Genomic DNA, 19,514 nt, shown 5'->3' with positions numbered 1-19,514 from the left:
AATATGAATAATCTGTAACCATTTCGCCAATTATTTTAGCGTAACCACCGTCACTCCGGCTTCTCCCTCGCCATATTTCCCCAGGCGGAATTTCGCCACATGGGGATGATGGCGCAGATAATTCTGCACCCCGCTGCGCAGCGCGCCCGTGCCCTTGCCATGAATGATGGAAACTTCGCTTAAACCCGCGACAAAGGCATCGTCAAGGTATTTATCGATCTCCAGAAGCGCCTCCTCCACAGTATAGCCATGGAGATTGAGGGAGAGGGGAACGGGCTTATGCACCAGCCGCACCGAGCTGGTCCGCGCCGCCTTTTTCCCGCTTTTTCCCTGCTTTTTCTCCAAATCCGTATAATGCACGGTCATCTTCATAATGCCCGCCTGCACAGCCACCATTCCCTTACCGTCCGGCGCTTCCAGCACTGTGGCGTCCGCCCCCAGGCTGCAAATGCGCACGCTGTCTCCCGGACGGATATCGTCTTTTTTAGGCGGCGTGTGGGGCTTTTTGCTCTCCCGCATCTGTCTTTGCATGGTGTCGCTCTTGGCGGAAAGCTCCCGTCGCACCTTTTCCACCGTCTTTGTGGCCTCGGGCTGGCTCATCTTCTGCAGCTTTTTGGCCTCCTTGATGATATCCTCGGTCTCTTCCCGGGCTTTGCGGACGATCTCATATGCCTCCTCCCGGGCCTTTTCCAGAGCGGCTTTGCGCCGCTCCTCCAGATCCCGCTCCAGCTTTTTGGCTTTCGCATCGATTTCCTTGGCGTTTTTCTCCATCTCCCGGGCGCGTTCCAGCTCCCGCTGGGCTTTGGAGCGCGTCCTCTCGGCCTCGGTGAGCAGGGAATCGAACTGCAGCCGTTCATCGCGCATGAAAGACTTGGCGTTCTCGATGATTTCCCGCTTGAGCCCCAGCCGCTTGGAGATGAGAAACGCGTTGCTGGAGCCCGCGACACCCATCAAAAGGCGATAGGTGGGCTTCAGGGACTGGGAATCAAACTCCATGCTGGCGTTGACGAATCCAGGCGCCGTCAGGGCAAAGGCCTTAATCTCGCTGTAATGGGTGGTAGTGAGCAGCTTGACGCCCCGCCGGTTCAGCTCCTCCAAAATCGCCAATGCCAGGGCTGTGCCTTCCTCAGGATCTGTGCCTGCCCCCAGCTCGTCCAGCAGCACCAGGTCACCCTTCTGGGCATGGCGCAGGATATAGGTGATGTTCTTCATATGTGAACTAAAGGTGGAAAGCGACTGCTCAATGCTCTGCTCATCGCCGATATCCGCATAGATTGCGTGAAACAATGGCAGTGCTGTCTTTGCGCCGGCGGGCAGAAACAGGCCGCTCTGGTTCATGGCGGCAAACAGCCCCACCAGCTTGAGGGTCACGGTCTTTCCTCCTGTGTTGGGCCCTGTGATGATGAGGGTATTTTTGTCCGGCTCCAGTCGGAGGGACACGGGAATCACGGTATTTTTATCGATGAGTGGATGCCGCCCCTCCTGGATATCCAAAACGCCCTCCGCATGAATGGCGCCCGGAAAAGCCCCCATCTGAACGGCCAGCGCCGCCTTGGCAAAAACCAGATCCAGATAGGCCAGAATATCCAGATTGTTCTGCAATTCCGCTGTATACGGCCGGGCCAGATCCGAAAGCTCCAGCAAAATCCTCTCGATTTCCCGGCGCTCCTCCCCTTCCAGGGAATGCAGCCGGTTGTTGGCCTCCACCACGCTCACCGGCTCGATGAACAGCGTCGCGCCGCTCTGGGATTCGTCGTGGACCAGCCCCTGAACCGCCCCGCGGTATTCCTGCTTGACGGGGATGACATAGCGGCCGTTACGCATGGTGATGATGGCATCCTGCAAATATTTGGAATGCTCCCGGCCCCGGATCATGCTATTGAGCTTCTCGCGGATAAAGGCGTTTTCGCTCTGGATTTTCCGCCGGATGCTGCGCAGCTCCGGGGAGGCAAAATCCGAGATTTCGTCCTCTCCCAGAATAGCCTCGTCAATCCGGCGCACGATCTCGTCCTCCAAGAACAGATTCCCGGCCATCGCCGGCAGCAGCCGAAGCCGCCCCAGCTCATCTTTTTGAATGCCCTTCTTGGCCCGGCGGGAGGCCTTTAGAACCTGGCTGATCCGCATAAGCTCCTTGGCGTTGAGCCCGGCGCCCGAGCGCAGGCGCCCCAGCTCCGGCCCGATATCCGAAAAGGACTGCAGGGGAAAGGAAGGCTGGGAAAGAGTGATGGTTTCCGCCTCCTTGGTTTCCTCCGTGAGCCGCTCCGCCAGCTCCAGTGTATCCGCAGGCTCCAGCTCCTCCGCCAGCTTTTTCCCCAGGCTGGACTGGGCTTTTTCCGCCAGCATCTCCAGGATGCGGTCATATCCCAAAATTCGTTTTACGCGTCGGTCTATCATTCGATTCCTCTCCGAAAATGTCCTGTCGTTGTCGTTTCCTTTATTATACCATCACCATGCACCTTTTGCCCAGCCCGCCAGGCCGAGGAAAAGGCCCTGGTCACGCGGCCCGCCGTTTCCGCATCCTCCCGGGTAAACACCAGCCGCAGAGAGCGTATGCCCGCGGCCCGGAGCGCCGGAAGATCGCCGATCCAGAGGGGAACCGAGTTGCAGACCTGCAAAAGGCAATCAGCAATCCCCGCCCTCTCCAGGGGAAAGGCATAACCCGCCCGGTCCTCCAAAACCGCATGCCCGCATTTCCCGCAGTTTCCCTGCTTTTTCAGGGGGCAGTGGCGCAGGTTCATAAGGGGCAGCCTGCCATAAACCACGGCTTCCGCCGCCGCGCCGTCCATCTCCCGCAGCATGGCCTGATCCAGCTCGGTGCTGGCGGTGATGCCGGCAGCGCCCGCCCGGAAAAGGGCTGACGCACTTTCCCGGTTGGCCGTGTTCATCCAGTAATCGCAGACAAAGGGCATCCCGGTTTCCCGGGCAAATTCCACCTGCCCCGGGTTGGCGCAAACCCATCCGTCCATATGCTCCCGGAGCCAGGGGAGCAATTCGTTCAGCCGTTTCCGGTCCGCACGGCTCCAAAAGGGCGGCAGCACCAGATATACCTCGCCCCGCTTCTCTCTCCCTATGGTTTGCAGCGCGCTTTCCGTATATTCCTCCGGCGCAAAGTATACCCGCCCCGCGCCGTTCTCCCAGGCCGCCCGGGCCTGTCCCGGCGTTTTGACCTGGGCTGCGATGCCATTCCACGGGGCTGGACGCGCCTCCGGTTCCTGCCGCGTTCCCGGCTCGGGCAGATACGGCCGGCCAGCCTCCGCTATTTTCTCTTCCAGGGCAGCCAGTCCCTCCCGGCGCAGGGCGTTCAGCTCTGCCACCCGCAGAAATGGGTTCCCCGCCCAATGGATTTGACAGGTTTTCAAGACAAAGGATGTCCCTCCCGTCTTTTGCAGGATCTCCCGAATCCGCCCCTCTTCCATGGGCTTCTGCGCCTGCTGGCAGACAGCTCCCGCCGCTTCGGCCTCCTGCTCCCGGGCAGAAAGAACCAGCCGCGCCGGCTCTCCTTCCGCCAGCCAAAGCTGCATATTCACTGGAATTTTCAGTTCTCTTTCCCCTATCTGCCCAGCCTCTTCCATCTGCCGGGCGTCGGTTGTGCGGAACACCCTGTCCCCCGCCTTTGCGCCGGCGGGCAGAGGGATCTGCCATCCGCCGGGGGTCGGATCCGCAAACCCGATGGTCAGGCCGCCATGGGAGCTCTGGCCCATAAACTCAAGTCCATCGCCCTTTTGCAGGGTTTCCGCCGTGCGCACAAAGCCGCGCCGTCCCGCCGCCTTTTCCAGCCGGCCCACATATACGCCCATATGGTTCTGCCGCGCGGGATATGTCACATCCCGGCCGCCCTTCAGATATCCCTGGGTGAAGCCGCCCCGGTTATAGACCTTCTGCATGGCAAGGACGGCCGCCTCCGTGTCGAATTCTCCGCCTTCTTCCAGGGCGTCTACGGCCCGGCGATAGGCGTCTACCGTGATGGCGACGTATTCCCGCCGCTTCATGCGTCCTTCGATTTTCAGGGAGCTTACCCCCGCCCGGTGCAGTTCGCCCAGCAGGCCGATCGCACACAGGTCCGCCGTACTCAGGTGGTATGCCTTCTCCCCCAAGAGAGTATAGGCCATGCGGCAGGGCTGGGCGCACCGGCCCCGGTTGCCGCTGCGGCCTCCGATAAAGCTGGAAAGCAGGCACATTCCCGATATGCCCGAACACAGCGCTCCATGACAGAACGCCTCCACCTCCATGCCCGTATCCGCAATTTCCCGGAGAACATCCAGGGGAGTCTCCCGGGCCGGCACCACCCGGCAGCAGCCCAGCTTCCGGGCAAAGGCCGCGCCCCGCGCGTCCTCCACCCCCATCTGGGTACTGGCATGCAGGGGCAGGGCGGGATAGAGGGCATGGGCCGCAGCCGCCAGCCCCATATCGGCCACGATCACCGCATCCGCGCCCGCTTCATATAAAAATCCAAGATAGGAGAGAGCGGATTCCATCTCCCGTTCCAGCACCATGGTATTGACCGCCACATAAATTTTTTTGCCGAATCCATGGGCATAGCGCAGGATCTCCCGGATCTCTCCCCGGGAAAAATTCCGGGCATAGGCCCGGGCGGAAAGCTCCCCGCCGATATAGCAGGCGTCCGCCCCGGCCCGGAAGGCCAGCTTTGCAATTTCCATATCCCCGGCCGGGGCCAGAACTTCCATCATATCTCCTTCTCCATTTCACAAAAAAACCCATTATACAGCCGCATAATGGGTTCGTTCCACCTTCCTGTTACCGGGTGCGCGCATTCTGATGAATGCTGGTGACCTTGCTCCGCTTGAGCTCCTGATTCTCGGTTTCCAGCCGCCGCACCTGCTCCCGCAGCCGCTTGAGCTCGTTTCCGATAGCCACGCCGCCCGCCTGTTCTTTGGCGGCAATGCGATTTTGAATCTCCGCTTTATGCAGCGCCTCCCGGATCTCCTCCAGCTCCTGCCGCGAAGCCTCAAGCGCCTCCCGGGCCTTGAAAAGCTCATCCGTGAGGTTGAGGGCGGTGAGCGCCAGAAGCGTCACAGTGGAAAGCCCAACATTTTCGGCATTGAGCGCCGCAATTTTCTGGTTCAGATCGTAGGCCACGCGGTTTACATATTCCCCGCCTTCTTCCGAAAGGATGGTGTATTCCCGGCCCGCTACAGTGATTGTGGTTTTCTCTTTTGCCATATGCCCGTCTCCCGCGTTTCGTCGTCGATAAGCCCGTTGCCTGCCCGGCAAAACTTTATGTTTTTATTATACCGTATCTCCCCTGATTTTCAAGGGGAAAATGCTAAATATAGGGCTTTTTTACGAAAAAAGCTACAAAATATGCGATTTTTAGAAATGGGTTCCCTGGATTTTCCATTTGCACGCCGCCGCAGGAAAAGGGCTTGACTTCTCCCCCCTCCTCGGGTGTATAATTTTGTTAAGGATCACAGGAAAATCACAAAAATATCCGGACACCTCTTTGCTTTCTTGTGCTCCCCGGATTTGAAACAGAAAAGAAAAGGAGAAACACAACATGCACAATTTTAACTACTATGTCCCCACCGATATCTTTTTCGGCAAAGGCCAGATTTCCCAATTGCCCGCCCAGATCAAGAAATATGGTTCTTCCGTCCTCCTGGTCTATGGCGGCGGCAGCATTAAAAAAACGGGCATCTACGATACCATCGTAAATCAGATGAAGGAAAACGGCATTCCCTTCCAGGAGCTTTCGGGAGTGGAGCCCAATCCGCGGATTCAGTCGGTCTATGCCGGCGTGAAGCTCTGCCGGGAACACGGCATCGACGTCGTTCTGGGGGTGGGCGGCGGCAGCTCCATCGACTGCGCCAAGGCCATTGCCGCCGGCGTGAAATATGATGGCGACGCCTGGGATCTGTTCAAGAATCCTTCCCTCATTCAGGATGCGCTGCCCGTTCTTTCGGTACTTACCATCTCCGCCACCGGCTCGGAAATGGATGGCTTCTCGGTGGTCACCAATCTGGAAACCAAGGATAAAATCGGGGTCTGCGCCAACTGCATGATCCCCAAGGCGTCCATTCTGGATCCCACCTATACCTATACCGTGCCCAAATTCCAGACGGCCTCCGGCATTGCAGACATCATGTCCCATATTCTCGAGACGTATTTCAATACCACGGAGGAAACCTTTATCTCCGACCGCATTTCCGAAGGGCTTTTGAAGGCCTGCCTGAAATACGGCAAGACCGCCGTGGAGGATCCCACCAACTATGAAGCCCGGGCCAATCTCATGTGGTGTTCCAGCCTGGCTATCAACGGCATCACCAAGGCCAGCGTGGACTTCTCAAATTTCAGCTGGACCTGCCATGCCATCGAGCATCCTCTCTCCGCCTTCTATGACGTGACCCACGGCGCCGGCCTGGCGATTCTGACGCCCAACTGGATGGAATACGTTCTGTCCGACAAGACTGTGGACAAATTTGCGGAATACGGCATCAATGTTTTTGGCATCGACGCCGCCAAGGATCGCTATGATATCGCCAAAGAGGCTATTGCGAAAACCAAGGAATTCCTGGTTTCCCTGGGTCTGCCCATGAGCCTCAAGGATTTGGGCATTGCGGATGAGAGCAATTTCGAAGCTATGGCGGAAAAAGCCGTCGCCCGCACAAGCATTGGATTTGTCTCCCTCAATAAAGAGGATGTCGTCCAAATTCTCAAGATGTGCATGTAACCGCAGCGAAAAAGGCTGGCAGTTTTGCCGGCCTTTTTTGTCGTAGGCTTCTCTTTTGCAGGAAAAAATTCCGCCTTTCCTGCAAGCGAAAGATTCCCCCGGCCCGGAAACCCGAGCCGCTAAAGAAAGAAATTCCCCTTTCTGGGAGTCTATCAAAAAGGGGAATCTCTTATCCATTTTTACAGCAATACTATATTTTTGGGTCAGACGATGTTTTGGGCGATAGGCTTCACCTTCCTTTTTTCCGGTTTTCTAAGCAACATTTAACTGTTTTCAGCTTACTGCATATTTGTGTCGGTATTGTGATGAAAAAGGAGAGATTCCGTGAAAAAAGTTATCCTTCCCCGCCTTGCACATTGCCGGCCCTTGTGCTATACTGCAAGTAATTTCGCAAGGCAATTTCACATTTTCAATGCATCAAAGGAGTTAAATGGATCATGAAAGACACGGCGAATTTCAGCGAATATATCGCGTATCTCTATAAAATGCGCGATGGGAAGCGCTTCCGCTATGATCCCTCCCAGGGAGATTATCAAACCTGGGCGGCCGGCGTGCGCAAAATTCTGGAGCCGCATCTCACCCTGCAGGATGACGGCGCTCCCTTAAACGTCAAGACCCTGGATGTGAAGCAGAAGGATGGCTATCGGCAGGAGACCATCGAGCTGAATGTAGACGGCTATCTGCGCTTGAAGGGCGCGGTGCTCGTTCCGGAAAACGGCGAGAAAAAACATCCCGCAGTGGTCGCCCTCAACTGCCATGGCTGGCAGTATTACTATGACCTCTATAAAATGCTGGAACCCGAGGAGGAAATTCCCTATATCACCAAGATGAAGGACGATTTCTTCGGCAGCCGCTCGGTGGCCAACGAGATGGCCAAGCGGGGCTATCTGGTGGTCTATCTGGAAACCTTCTATTTCGGCGAGAACCGCCTGGACGTGGAAAACGTGCCCCAGCTTTTCAAGGACGAATTCCATGTGGATCCGGCCCAATTTGAAAAGGGTTCTCTCGAATATATCGACGCTTCGGACTTATTCAGCCGCCGGTTCGAGGCCTATATGTATAAGTATCTCGCCTTTGCCGGCCAGTCCTGGACCGGGCTCAACCTGAAAAACGACAAGAAAGCCATCGACTATCTGCTGACCCGGGACGACGTCGACCCGGACCGCATCGGCTGCGTGGGCCTGTCTCTGGGCGGATTTCGTTCCCTCATGCTGGCGGGCATGGATGCGCGCATCAAGTGCGCCGTGGTGGCCGGATGGATGGCCTGCCTTCCGGATATGCTGGAGGACAGCCGCTGCAAGTTCCATACCTTCATGATGTTCCAGCCCTCCCTCTGGGCCTTGATCGATTTCCCGGATCTGGTGGCCCTGAACGCCCCCAACTCGCTGATCGTCATCAACGGCCTGCAGGATGAGCAGTTCAAGGGCGCAGACAAGGCAGACGACCGCATGAAGAAAATCTATGCCATGGCCGGGCATCCGGAAAACTATGTGAGCAATTTCTATGATACGCCCCATATGTTCAACGCCCAGATGCAGGACGACGCCTATGCCTTCATGGAAACGCACCTGAAAAATCTGAAATAAAGAAAAAAGGAGAAAAAAGATGGGAGATACAGCGAATTTCACGGAGTATATCCAATACCTCTATAAAATGCGGGACAAAAACCGCTTCCGCTATGACAAATCCATGGGGGATTACCAGACCTGGGCCAGGCACGTCCGGGAGGTTTTGGCGCCCCATTTCACCCTCTGCGACGACGGCACGCCCCTCTATCCCAAGATCCTGCGGACCGACCAGATGGACGGCTATCGGCAGGAGACGTTGGAAATCAGCATCAACGGATATCTGCGCCTTCGGGGATATGCCCTCGTTCCGGATAACGGCGAGGAAAAGCACCCGGCGGTCATCCTCCTTTCCGGCCATGGCTGGCAGTATTACTATGACATCGTGAAGATGCTCAACAACGGCCAGGAAAACGACCCCATGATCAAGGAGAACCGGGAGCTGCGCTATGGCGGCCGCTCCGTGGCCATCGACCTGGCGAAAATGGGCTATTTCGTCATGTATTTTGAAACCTTCTATTTTGGCAACTATAACCTGGATGTGGAGCATGTTCCCCAGCTCTTCAAGGACGAGTTCCATGTGGACCCCGCCAAATTCGAGAAGGACTCGGAGGAATACAAGGTGGAATACAATCTGTTCTGCCGCCGCTTCGAGGCCTATATGTATAAGTATCTCGCCTTCGCCGGCCAGTCCTGGTGCGGCCTCCTGCTGGACGAGGACAAAAAGGCCGTCGATTATCTCATGACCCGGGACGACGTCGATCCGAACCGCATCGGCTGCCTGGGGCTGTCTCTTGGCGGATTCCGCTCCATGATGCTCACGGGCATGGACGAGCGCATCAAGTGCGCCGTGGTGGCCGGATGGATGTGCTCTCAGGCCGCGATGATCAAAGAGCATTGCCGCTATCACACGTTTATGATGTTCCAGCCCTCCCTTTGGAGCCTTATCGACTTCCCGGATCTGGCGGCCCTCAATGCCCCGAACGCCCTTCTCGTGCTGAACGGCATCCACGACGAACAGTTTGTGGGCGTTCACGACGCCGACGACCGGATGCGCAAGGTCTATGAGGAAGCGGGCTGCCCGGAGAAATACGCTTGCAATTTCTATGACGCGCCCCACTGCTTCAACCCGGATATGCAGAAGGACGCCTATGCCTTCATGGAAACGCATCTGCGCAATATCTGATTTTTAGCCACGAGAATATAAATCTAATATTCTTGAATTAAGAATAAGCTTTCTGCTATGCAGAGGGCTTATTTTTTAATTGGGTTCCTTTGAGATGTAGACAGAAATCCTCGATTTATAAAATTCTTTACTTTCGCATATAAAAAATGTAAATTAACTTTTCCAGATATTCACTTTTTCCCATAAATCCATTTAATTGCAAAACGAATCCTCTACTTCAAATTACTACTATAGTAATACCTAAATCATAAGTATACTTGATTTAATAATCACTTAGTAAGCAATATACTATGAGCATGCTATAGCATCTACATGATAGTTCATGCAGAAGTCGGACATGAAGAAGGAAGATGCCAAAAAATTCCGGATTTGCTAAGATAGCAATAGAGAGGGACGCAAGATGCCGGAAATACGGGATATTATTATCACAACAAAAGTGAATTACGGTTCCATCATCGTCAATATCAAGGATTTGATGGACAGCAAAGGAATTTCCCGAAGCCGGCTCGCCCGCATGACAGGCATCCGGTATTCCATGATTAACCGCTATTATAAAAATGGTGATGCGTTGCAGCGGATTGATTTGGATGTATTTTCCAGAATTTGTTATGCCCTGGATTGCCCGCTGGATAGCATCATGAAATATTGTCCCCCCGACGCGGACGATCCCGAAACCGCCCCCCTCTCCGTCATTGTGTCTGTCTAAAAAAGGAATTTATTTTATATTATGGAAAAACCTGTCTATTTAGAGGATGAAGAAAACGGCCAGACCGTCCATGTGGACCCCACCACTTTGCTCCGCCCCTTCATGCAAATTGTGTTGCTGCTCATGGGGGAACCAGACCTGCCGAAAGCCGTGGTAAATTTTGCCATGTGGGATTTCTGGAATAGCTATCCCAAGCTGAAGAGGAAACGGTTCCCCCGCCGGCGCAAATCCCTTTCCCGTCGGCAGTTTTTGGATTTGTGTATCGATTGGTTCTGCCAGGAAGGCATCTATGAATTCGTGGTTCCTGAACGCTTTGCGCTTTTTCGGGAGCTTGTGGAGGAACGGCGGATCGCCGGCGCCACCCGAGCCCAGGCCCCTGGTAACAATAAATAATTGTTAAAAAGCAGGTATATTTGGAGTTTTCAAGCTATACCTGTTTTTATTGTTCCATTTTTCCATATAATTTGTTAATTACATGATATATTTGTTTCTTTATCTCTCTATAAACAATATATTATTGTCATTGCAGGAAATCCGACAACTAATTATTGTGGTATTGAAAATATTTAATTCCCATATTTTTACATATATAACAATATAATATTTTGGTTTGCTTTTATAATTATCTTTTTCTTCGAGTTTCACTAAAAATAATTGTTATCCATCGTGCCCACACGGGACATTCGCCGATAAAGAAGAAAATTATATAATTTCCTAGAATTTCCATCATCTGGCATTTCTGTATCCGGTAATACTATTTTTATTTGTTTTTCTTTCTATAATTCCGTCAATTCACAATGTTTGCTTGTATCCCCATTAAAAAAACCGCAGGATTCTTATTCCTGCGGCTTTTCTGTACTCTCTCTACAGCCCCAATAACCGCTGGGCGTTGCCGCCCAGGATCATGGCCTTTTCTTCCTCCGTCAGCGGAAGGGAACGGATCAGCGCAATTTCCTCTTCGCTCCGGTGCCAGGGGAAGTCGCTTCCCAGCAGAACTTTCTCCGCGCCATGACGCCGGATCATCCGCGTGAGCTGTTCCTCCGGGATATTTCCCCGGGCGCAAAGGGCCGTATCCAGCAGAATATCCGTCCCGATGAGATATTCCTCGGTTTCGCCCGGCTCCTTGATTTCGCCCATATGGGCCAGGATCATCTTCATCCCCGGGACCGCCTCATGGGCCATCCGGGCGGCTTTGGGCGTGCAATAGTTTACATCCGGCGAAACCGGGTCATAGCCCGCATGGAAGGTCACCAGCAGGCCCGCCTCAGCCAGCGCCTCATATAGGGGGAACATCCGTTCCTCATCCACAAAAAAGCCCTGGTAATGGGGGTGCAGCTTGACGCCCTTGAGCCCCATTTCCTTCGCCCGGGCGATCTCCTCCCGCCAGTCCTCCGCATCCGGATGCAGGCTGCCAAAGGCCACAATGCCCGGAAGGGCGTTGATTTGGGCGGCAAAGTCATTCACCTTGTGCATGGAATGGGCGGTTGTGGCGATATTCAGCACAACCGCCGTATCCACGCCCTGTTCACGCATCTTTTTCTGCAAATCCGAAACCGTCCCGTCGCTCTGCGGAGGCATCCCCGATACCTTTGCCAGCTTCCCGATGGCCTTTTCCGCCAAAGCATCCGTGAACGCATGGGTATGAAAATCGACAATCATATTTCTTTCCTTCTTCCCGTTTTCTGCATTTGTTGTTTCCTTCGTCCCCGCAAAAAAATACCGGGAGACGAAAAATCTCCCGGTAATCGTAGCACACATTTTTCCGCCCGTCAATTCCATGCCGGGCCAGAGCGGGGATACGCCCCTTATTTCTTCATCGCAACAGCCTTCTTGGCGGCTTCCACGATATCCGAAACGTTCAGGTGCATCGCATCCTTCAGATAGGGCAGCAGACCAACCTCGCCGAACCGGTCCATAACCGCCACCGGAACGATGGGCAGAGGGTTCTTCCGGCTCATGATCTCGCTGATGGCGGAATATACGCCGCCGATGACGCTGTGGTTTTCCGCAGTCACGACGCAGCCCGTCTTCTTGACGGAAGCCATGATGGTTTCCTCATCCACCGGCTTGATGGTATGCAGGTTGATGATCTCCGCGCTGATGCCTTCCTTGGCCAGGATTTCCTGCGCTTCCAGGGCTTCCTTCACCATGATGCCGGAGGCGATAACGGTAACGTCGCTTCCTTCCTTCATCACATCCGCCTTGAAGAGGTCGAATTTATAGCTGCTGTCGAACACATCTTCCACCATCTTGCGGCTCAGGCGCACATAGGCCGGGCCTTCATAGGCCGCCAGCTGGGGCATCGCCTGACGCAGCTGCTCGTTATCCACAGCTTCAAACACCAGGATGCCGGGGATGGCGCGCATGATGGCGATATCCTCCACGCTCATGTGGGTGCCGCCGTTATATTCCGCGGTGATGGTCGGGTCGGTTCCGACAATCTTCACGTTTCTCTTGGCATAAGAGATGGAAATTGCAACCTGGTCGGCGATCCGGCGGGTCGCAAACGCGGTGAAAGTGGTGATCCAGGGCTTGAATCCAAAGGAGGTCATGCCGGCGGCAACACCCGCCATGTTGGCTTCCGCAATACCCACATCCAGAGCGCGGTCCGGATAAATGTTGCGCAGATACCAGGTTCCATCGGCTCTGGCCAGGTCGGCGTCGATTACGCAGACCTTATCGTCCTTTGCCATCATTTCTTCCAAAGCTTTGCCAAAAATGGCTCTCATTTCAACAGTATTTCCCATGATATTCACCTCTTACTTCAATTCTTCCAGAGCTTCTGCAACCTTTTCCGGCGGTACGGGCATGGCATGGCAGCCAATTCCCAGAGCTTCCGCAAAGGAAACGCCCTTACCCTTGATGGTATGCAGGATAATCATCGAGGGCTTGGAAGCCTTTTTCGCCGCCTCGATGGCGTCGTTGATCTCTTCCACATCGTGGCCGTTCTTTACATCAAACACTTCAAATCCAAAAGCTTTCCATTTATCCGCCAGCGGCTCCAGGGAGTTGACCTCGTCGATGGTGCCGGAGATCTGCGCGTTGTTATAGTCGGTGAATACGATCAGGTTATCCAGCTTTTTCTGGTTGGCATACATCGCCGCCTCCCAGATCATGCCTTCCTGGCTTTCGCCGTCGCCGATGATCGCATAGATGGTCGCGGGGCTCTTGACGATCTTAGCCGCAACCGCCATGCCAACGGCAGCGGAAAGGCCCTGCCCGAGAGAACCGGCCGTCATGTCAATGCCAGGGGTGCGCAGCATATCCGCGTGGCTGGGGAGGTTGGTGCCGGGTTTGTTCAGGGTTTTGAGCATTTCGCGGGGGAAGAATCCCTTTTCCGCCAGCGTGGAATACAGCGCCGGACCCGCATGGCCCTTGGAGAGAACCAGACGGTCCCGATCCGCCATCTGCGGGTTCTTGGGATCCACGTTCATCTGCTTGTAGTAGAGAACCGAAAGCACTTCCACGATGGACAGGCTGCCGCCCACATGGCCGTTGCCGGCGCTTCCGATAGCTTCGATAATGTCTCTTCTTATTTGTTTGCAGACATCATTCAAGAACTTCTTTTCATTCGCTTCCATTTCTTTAATAACCTCTCAATCTATAATTTTTATGTCAAAATTGATTCAGCTTGGGGAACACGGGAACCAGGGTGTCATAGGCTTCCTGGAACACCGGAAGAATCTCCTTGTATTTCGCCACATTTTCCGGAATGGGCTTGACCACTTGGGTTATCTTGGCAAAGCGGTCCAAAACGTCCAGGGAATCAAACACGCCCGTGGCACGCCCCGCCAGGATTGCGCCGCCCATGGAACCGGCTTCGTCCACCTGGTTGGTGCGGCAGAGCTCCATGTCATACATATCAGCCAGCGCCTGCATCACCAGCGGGCTGTTGGCCGCGCCGCCCACCACCATCAGGGGAGCGTCTACCTTCAGGCCGTTTTCCAGGAAAATATTATGGATTAGGCCCATGTTGAATACGCAGCCTTCCATGACCGCACGCTTCATATCGTTTACGGTATGCTTCATGGTGAGGCCCACAAACACGCCCTTAGCCTCGGCATTCCAATGGGGCGAACGCTCTCCATGGAGATAGGGCAGGAACAGAAGCCCGTTGGCACCCACCGGCGACTTGGCCGCATTGGCGTTGATATAATCGTATTTGCTGATTCCCGTTTCCTTGGCGAGAGCCACTTCCTCCTGACAGAGGTTTTCCCGCATCCAGGCGATGGAGGCACCGAAAGCCTGCATCGTGCCCGTAGGGGTCAAAAGATCGGGGATGACATGGTTCCAGGTAACAATCCGCCGCGTGGGATCCTGCACTGGTTCGGGAACGCACGCCATATCCCAGGCCGAAGTACCCAGGCATGTGTAGCCGGCACCCAGCTTGGTCACGCCCGCGCCGATAGCCGCCATTTCTCCGTCGCCGCCCCCCAGAACCACCGGGGTTCCGGCCAGCAGACCACACTCTTTGGAGGCCGCTTCCGTGACGACATCCAGCACCTGGGAACCGTCCCGGATTTCCGGGAATTTCTCGATATCCAGCCCGGCAGATTCAATCAGATCCTCTGCCCAGCATTTTTTGCGGATGTTATACGCCAGGGTGCCCGAAGCATCCGAATAATCCGTCACCAGCTGCCCGGTCATCTTATAGGCGATATAATCCTTGCAGCAGATGGTTTTATATGTTTCTTTATATACATCCGGCTCATGCTCCTTCACCCACATAAACTTTGTGATGGTGTGGGAGGGGGAAAGCCGGTGCCCGGTCGTCTGATAGAACTCAGCAACCCCATAGCGTTCGCCCAGTTCGTCCGCCTGTTTCTGGGAACGGGTATCCGCCCAGATGATGGAGTTGCGAAGGGGACGACAGTTTTTATCCATGGGCAGGCAGCCCATCATATGGCCGCCAAAACAGATCGCCGCAATTTCCTTTTTATCCACAAGATCAGCCATCGCACTCGTCGTCTCGCAGACTGCCTTCCACCAATCCTCTGGATTCTGTTCCACAACGCCGTGCTTTCCATAATGAGTGGGATATTCCGCAATAATGCTCTTGATGAGCGTTCCATCCTCAGAATACAGGGTCGCCTTGTCGCCCGTTGTTCCCAAATCATGGGCCAACAAATATTTCATTTTCTGTCTCCTCCCTCATTTTCCCCATGCTTTGCACCGCAAAAAAACTGCAGTTTATTACTTTTTGAAACCGCTATGGGAGTATTATAGCACGTCTCAATTTCCTTTGGCAAGAAGGCGGGAAAAGATTGCAAATTTTCCCGTGAGTGCAAGAAATGTAAGGGGTTACATTTCTTGCAAAAAATTTTTGTGGCCCGGAGCACTTCCTCCGCCACAATGTAAGATAATTATAGCATACATCTTTTCAAAATACAACCGCCTATGGGCGAGAAAAAATGCACATTCCCAAAACCAACTGCAAAAAAATGCAGCTTTTTTGCCGGTTCATCGGTCCAGGTCTTTTAATATCCCCTTGATAGCTTCCAGTTTTCTATAGTATTCGGATTCCTCCAGCGAATTATCGGCAAGCACTGTCCGGATCTTCCAAATCGCCTCCATATACTTGCAGCTGGTGTCTCCCGAATGGGATTCCCGTTTCTCCCCGGGCTCCAGGGGGAACAAATCTTCTTCGTATAAATTCATAAAACCTCCAAATAGTACTAATTAGTACTTTATAGCCCATTATATCCTCGGTTTCATGTATGGTCAATAGTATAAAAAAGTACTAAGGAGTGTTGTATGTATTTTCCAAGATTGCGTGACCTGCGCGAAGATAAAGATTTATATCAAAAGGATATTGCCCAGCTTTTGGGAATCACGCAAACCGTGTATTCCCGATATGAACGTGGATATCAAACCATCCCGATCCCGCATCTTTTGAAGCTGGCGGATTTTTATCAAACTTCCACCGATTATATTCTGGGAAGAACCAACGATCCGCGCCCCTTTCCTCAGCCATCTTCCAAAAGAAAGTAGGCAAAAAAATTTTGTGACCGTTCCTTTTGCATAGCTTCCAAATTTCCATGCCGGCGGGCAGATGGCGGCTGAATTTTCATGCGTTTGCGGAAGATTTGCGGAAAAACAATATTGGGGAAGCTGGAATGCAAGATCCTCCTCCAAATATCGTTTCCCATTTTCCGCGGGAAATAGAAAATCGCCCAAAACATCCCAACCATTTGCGGGCAAATGAATTCTTTTGCTTATGAACATGATTCCCAGCAAAAAAAGCCGGCAGACCTGCCGGCTTTTTCTTTCCCTATGCCAGTTTTTCAAACACATCGCGCAGCGCTTCATATGCTTCCTGGAAAACCGGAAGAATTTCCCGGTATTTCCGCACATTTTCCGGAATGGGGTGCACAGTCTCCACGACTCGGGAAAACCGTTCGCACATATCCTGATGCGGATACAGCCCCACGCCGCAGCCCGCCAGAATCGCCGCACCCATGGACGTCGCCTCATCCGGCAGATTGGTAAGGGCCAGATCGATATTATAGATATCCGCCAGCGCCTGCTTGACGATGGGGCTCTTGATACATCCGCCAATGACCTTGGGGGTTCCCGCAATGGCAATGTCATTCTCCCGGATGGCCTGAAAGATCAGCCCCATATTCAGAGCAACCCCTTCCATCACCGCCCGTTTCATGTCGTTTACAGTATGCTTCATGGTCAGCCCGATAAAGCATCCCCGGGCATGAGCATTCCAATGGGGCGCCCGCTCTCCATGCAGATAGGGCAGGAATAAAAGCCCATTGGCCCCCACCGGCGACTTGGCCGCATTGGCGTTGATATACTCATATTTGCTGATTCCCGTCTCCCTGGCCAGGGCAATTTCTTCCTGGCAGAGGTTTTCCCGCATCCAGTTGATGGAGGCCCCGCAGGCCTGCATCGTCCCGCTCACGGTGACGTATTCCGGATCGGCATTGACCACGTTGACCACCCGTTCCTTCGCATCGAACACTGGCTGTTCCGTGCAGACGGATACCCAGGCCGAGGTTCCAAGCGAGCTGTAGGAACGGCCTGGCTTGACAACCCCGGTTCCTACCCGGCCCGCGCCGCCGTCGCCGCTTCCCAGCACGACGGGCGTTCCCATGGGAAGGCCGCACTGGGCCGACGCCTCCCGCGTCACTTCCCCCACAACCGTCGCCGATTTTTCAATGGCCGGAAACTTCTCCGGATCGACGCCGGCCGCCTCCATCACGTCATAGGCCCAGCCCCGCTTGTTGATATCATAGGCCAGTGTAAGGGATGCATCGGTGTGATCCGTCACAAAAACCCCCGTGAGGCGATAAACGATATAGTCCTTGCAGCAAAGCGTCTTATAGGTATTGCGATAAATTTCCGGCTCATGCTCCTTCACCCACATGAGTTTTGTGATGCTATAGGAGGGGTTCAGCCGGAATCCGGTGGTATGGAAGAATTTTTCCCGTCCATACCGCTCCTCAATGATCTTTTCCTGAGCGACGGAACGGGTGTCTGCCCAAATAATGCTGTTGCGGAGCAAACGCCCCTCCCGGTCCATGCAGGTGCAGCCCATCATCTGTCCGCTGAAGGAAACCGCCGCCACGCTATGGGGATCAACCTTTGTGAGAAGCTCCTGCGTCGTCTCACAGACAACCTGCCACCATTCTTCGGGATTCTGCTCCACAGCTCCCTTTTCTCCATAATAGATGGGATATGCCTTTGTGACACTGTGAATCAGCGTGCCGTCTTCGCAGAACAGCGTCGCTTTATCGCCGGAAGTGCCCAGATCGTGGGCGATCAGATACTTACTCATAACACGCTCCGTTTATTACCAGTTAAGTTTGGGATAAATTCCGATCAGAGATTCATATGCCTCCTGGAATACCGGGAGGATCTCCTTATATTTTTCCACATTCTCGGGAATGGGATGGGTTACCTTGGTGATTTTCATAAACTGCCGGGCCATGCCGATATCCGGATAAAGGCCGATGCCATACCCCGCCACGATCGCCGCCCCGAGAGAACCGGCCTCCTCGGAAAGATCGGTCGTCGCCATGGAGATATTATAGATATCCGCCATGGCCTGGCTGACGATGGGGCTATTGGCCGCGCCGCCGGAGACGATCACCTGATCCGGCAGATCCGGAACATTTTCCTTGATGATGTTATGAATCAGGCCCATATTCATGCAGACGCCCTCCAGGACGGCATGTTTCATGTCGTTGGCCGTGTGCTTCATGGTCAGCCCGATAAACGCGCCTTTGGCATCCGGATTCCAGTGGGGGGAACGCTCTCCATGGAGATAGGGCAGGAACAAAAGCCCGTTGGATCCCACGGGCGACTTGGCCGCGTTCTCGTTTAAATAAGTGTATACGCTCTCCCCCGTCTTTTGCGCCAGGGCCTTTTCCTCCTGGCAGAGGTTGTTCTTCATCCAGGAGATCGAGGCCCCGCAGGCCTGCATCGTCCCGCAGACGCTGACATAGCGGGGGTCCACATGGCACCAGGTCACAATCCGCTGTTTGGGATCGTTGGCCGGCTCTGCGCAGACCGCGCCATTTACCGCCGAAGTGCCCAAATTGATGTTATATTCTCCCGGCCGCTCGCATCCCGATCCGATCCGGGCCATGCAGCCGTCGCCGCCGCCCAGAACCACGGGCATGCCCGCCTTCAGGCCGCATTCCGCCGCCGCCTTTTCCGTCACATAGCCGATGACCTCCAGGCCGCTGTGGATCTCCGGAAATTTGTTGATATCCAGCCCGGCCGATTCGATCACGTCGTCTGCCCAGCACTTCTTGCGGATATTATAGGCCAGGGTGCCCGAAGCATCCGAATAATCCGTGGCGAAAACGCCCGTCAGCTTCAAAACGATATAGTCCCGGGAGTTCAGGCTCTTATAGGTGTTTTTATAGACCTCCGGCTCATGATCCCGAATCCACATCAGCTTGGTGATGGAATGGGAGGAGGAAAGCCGGTGCCCGGTCGTATAATAAAACTCGTCCCGGCCATAATGGTCGGCAATATACTGGGCCTCCTTTCCCGAACGGGTATCCGCCCAGATGATGGAATTGCGAAGAGGTGTCCCGTTTTTATCCACGCAGAGCGATCCCATCATCTGCCCGCCAAAGGACACAGCCGCAATTTCATTTTTATCCACATAGCCGAGGATCTCCCGGGTGGATTCGCAGACCGCCTGCCACCATTCCTCCGGATTCTGCTCCACGCAGCCATGGGCGCTGTAATAGGTTGGGTATTCGCGGATGATGCTCTTGATGAGCGTTCCATCCTCGCGGAACAGCGCCGCCTTATCGCCGCTGGTGCCGATGTCATGTGCCAACAAGTATTTCGTCATTTCTTTTTACTCCTTATATTCATGCGCCGGTTTTCCCTCCCCAC

16 protein-coding genes are annotated in these 19,514 nt (G+C 54.2%); 6 read left to right on the top strand and 10 right to left on the bottom strand.

The features are described 5' to 3' along the window. Positions 1-30: 30 nt before the first annotated feature. From H8693_RS09235 to zapA, 3 genes are all read right to left on the bottom strand, one after another. Positions 31-2,394, bottom strand: a complete 2,364-nt coding sequence (locus tag H8693_RS09235; RefSeq protein WP_249280729.1) for an endonuclease MutS2 — start codon at positions 2,392-2,394, stop codon at positions 31-33. Next, entirely contained in the window at positions 2,391-4,688 is a 2,298-nt protein-coding gene (locus H8693_RS09230) for a U32 family peptidase (protein WP_249280728.1), read from the bottom strand. The genes H8693_RS09235 and H8693_RS09230 overlap by 4 nt, the downstream gene beginning before the upstream one ends. A gap of 67 nt (positions 4,689-4,755) precedes the next feature. After that, entirely contained in the window at positions 4,756-5,181 is a 426-nt protein-coding gene (gene zapA, locus H8693_RS09225; RefSeq protein WP_249280727.1) for a cell division protein ZapA, read from the bottom strand. Positions 5,182-5,515: 334 nt separating this feature from the next. Here zapA and H8693_RS09220 point away from each other — a divergent pair, with 334 nt between their 5' ends. From H8693_RS09220 to H8693_RS09200, 5 genes are all read left to right on the top strand, one after another. After that, a complete protein-coding gene (locus tag H8693_RS09220; protein WP_249280726.1) occupies positions 5,516-6,688 on the top strand; it encodes an iron-containing alcohol dehydrogenase in 1,173 nt (390 codons plus the stop codon). Positions 6,689-7,125: 437 nt separating this feature from the next. Continuing rightward, the gene (locus H8693_RS09215; protein ID WP_249280725.1) at positions 7,126-8,274 is read left to right on the top strand and encodes an alpha/beta hydrolase family protein; all 1,149 of its coding nucleotides are present in this window, start codon (positions 7,126-7,128) and stop codon (positions 8,272-8,274) included. A 19-nt stretch (positions 8,275-8,293) separates the two neighbouring features. Further along, complete coding sequence (locus tag H8693_RS09210; protein ID WP_249280724.1) at positions 8,294-9,439, top strand: alpha/beta hydrolase family protein; 1,146 nt, start codon at positions 8,294-8,296, stop codon at positions 9,437-9,439. 400 nt (positions 9,440-9,839) lie between these two features. Further along, a complete protein-coding gene (locus H8693_RS09205) occupies positions 9,840-10,145 on the top strand; it encodes a helix-turn-helix domain-containing protein (RefSeq protein ID WP_249280723.1) in 306 nt (101 codons plus the stop codon). 21 nt (positions 10,146-10,166) lie between these two features. Beyond that, on the top strand, positions 10,167-10,538 hold the full coding sequence (locus tag H8693_RS09200; protein ID WP_249280722.1) for a hypothetical protein: 372 nt from the start codon (positions 10,167-10,169) through the stop codon (positions 10,536-10,538). A gap of 471 nt (positions 10,539-11,009) precedes the next feature. On the opposite strand, the gene H8693_RS09195 is transcribed toward H8693_RS09200, so the two are convergent. The 5 genes from H8693_RS09195 to H8693_RS09175 all read right to left on the bottom strand — a co-directional run bounded on the left by H8693_RS09195 (position 11,010) and on the right by H8693_RS09175 (position 15,803). After that, a complete protein-coding gene (locus H8693_RS09195) occupies positions 11,010-11,804 on the bottom strand; it encodes an amidohydrolase family protein (RefSeq protein ID WP_249280721.1) in 795 nt (264 codons plus the stop codon). Positions 11,805-11,950: 146 nt separating this feature from the next. Next, positions 11,951-12,892: a transketolase family protein gene (locus H8693_RS09190; protein WP_249280720.1), complete on the bottom strand. Its 942-nt coding sequence runs from the start codon at positions 12,890-12,892 to the stop codon at positions 11,951-11,953. Between the two features lie 12 nt (positions 12,893-12,904). Continuing rightward, complete coding sequence (locus tag H8693_RS09185; protein WP_249280719.1) at positions 12,905-13,726, bottom strand: transketolase; 822 nt, start codon at positions 13,724-13,726, stop codon at positions 12,905-12,907. A gap of 34 nt (positions 13,727-13,760) precedes the next feature. Further along, positions 13,761-15,281, bottom strand: coding sequence for a xylulokinase (xylB, locus tag H8693_RS09180; RefSeq protein WP_249280718.1), 1,521 nt, complete (start codon positions 15,279-15,281; stop codon positions 13,761-13,763). 324 nt (positions 15,282-15,605) lie between these two features. Then, positions 15,606-15,803: a hypothetical protein gene (locus tag H8693_RS09175; protein ID WP_249280717.1), complete on the bottom strand. Its 198-nt coding sequence runs from the start codon at positions 15,801-15,803 to the stop codon at positions 15,606-15,608. A 96-nt stretch (positions 15,804-15,899) separates the two neighbouring features. On the opposite strand from H8693_RS09175, the gene H8693_RS09170 reads away from it, so the two are divergent. Then, complete coding sequence (locus tag H8693_RS09170) at positions 15,900-16,136, top strand: helix-turn-helix domain-containing protein (protein WP_249280716.1); 237 nt, start codon at positions 15,900-15,902, stop codon at positions 16,134-16,136. 280 nt (positions 16,137-16,416) lie between these two features. Here H8693_RS09170 and xylB (H8693_RS09165) read toward each other — a convergent pair whose 3' ends face one another. Both xylB (H8693_RS09165) and xylB (H8693_RS09160) read right to left on the bottom strand, forming a co-directional pair. Next, a complete protein-coding gene (gene xylB, locus H8693_RS09165; protein ID WP_249280715.1) occupies positions 16,417-17,934 on the bottom strand; it encodes a xylulokinase in 1,518 nt (505 codons plus the stop codon). Positions 17,935-17,949: 15 nt separating this feature from the next. Continuing rightward, positions 17,950-19,470, bottom strand: coding sequence for a xylulokinase (gene xylB / locus H8693_RS09160; protein ID WP_249280714.1), 1,521 nt, complete (start codon positions 19,468-19,470; stop codon positions 17,950-17,952). Positions 19,471-19,514: the final 44 nt, after the last annotated feature.

The organism is Guopingia tenuis, from assembly GCF_014384805.1.
In the GTDB taxonomy this organism is placed as follows: domain Bacteria; phylum Bacillota; class Clostridia; order Christensenellales; family Christensenellaceae; genus Guopingia; species Guopingia tenuis.
This window is presented reverse-complemented; position numbering and strand designations above follow the sequence as displayed.

Bases quoted from the DNA above. Each gene is read 5' to 3' on its own strand.
- H8693_RS09195 (WP_249280721.1), bottom strand. From the start codon at position 11,804: ATGATTGTCGATTTTCATACCCATGCGTTCACGGATGCTTTGGCGGAA.
- xylB (WP_249280718.1), bottom strand. From the start codon at position 15,281: ATGAAATATTTGTTGGCCCATGATTTGGGAACAACGGGCGACAAGGCG.
- H8693_RS09220 (WP_249280726.1), top strand. From the start codon at position 5,516: ATGCACAATTTTAACTACTATGTCCCCACCGATATCTTTTTCGGCAAA.
- H8693_RS09210 (WP_249280724.1), top strand. From the start codon at position 8,294: ATGGGAGATACAGCGAATTTCACGGAGTATATCCAATACCTCTATAAA.
- H8693_RS09170 (WP_249280716.1), top strand. From the start codon at position 15,900: ATGTATTTTCCAAGATTGCGTGACCTGCGCGAAGATAAAGATTTATAT.
- H8693_RS09200 (WP_249280722.1), top strand. From the start codon at position 10,167: ATGGAAAAACCTGTCTATTTAGAGGATGAAGAAAACGGCCAGACCGTC.
- H8693_RS09175 (WP_249280717.1), bottom strand. From the start codon at position 15,803: ATGAATTTATACGAAGAAGATTTGTTCCCCCTGGAGCCCGGGGAGAAA.
- xylB (WP_249280714.1), bottom strand. From the start codon at position 19,470: ATGACGAAATACTTGTTGGCACATGACATCGGCACCAGCGGCGATAAG.
- H8693_RS09205 (WP_249280723.1), top strand. From the start codon at position 9,840: ATGCCGGAAATACGGGATATTATTATCACAACAAAAGTGAATTACGGT.
- H8693_RS09235 (WP_249280729.1), bottom strand. From the start codon at position 2,394: ATGATAGACCGACGCGTAAAACGAATTTTGGGATATGACCGCATCCTG.
- H8693_RS09185 (WP_249280719.1), bottom strand. From the start codon at position 13,726: ATGGAAGCGAATGAAAAGAAGTTCTTGAATGATGTCTGCAAACAAATA.
- H8693_RS09190 (WP_249280720.1), bottom strand. From the start codon at position 12,892: ATGGGAAATACTGTTGAAATGAGAGCCATTTTTGGCAAAGCTTTGGAA.
- xylB (WP_249280715.1), bottom strand. From the start codon at position 17,934: ATGAGTAAGTATCTGATCGCCCACGATCTGGGCACTTCCGGCGATAAA.
- zapA (WP_249280727.1), bottom strand. From the start codon at position 5,181: ATGGCAAAAGAGAAAACCACAATCACTGTAGCGGGCCGGGAATACACC.
- H8693_RS09215 (WP_249280725.1), top strand. From the start codon at position 7,126: ATGAAAGACACGGCGAATTTCAGCGAATATATCGCGTATCTCTATAAA.
- H8693_RS09230 (WP_249280728.1), bottom strand. From the start codon at position 4,688: ATGATGGAAGTTCTGGCCCCGGCCGGGGATATGGAAATTGCAAAGCTG.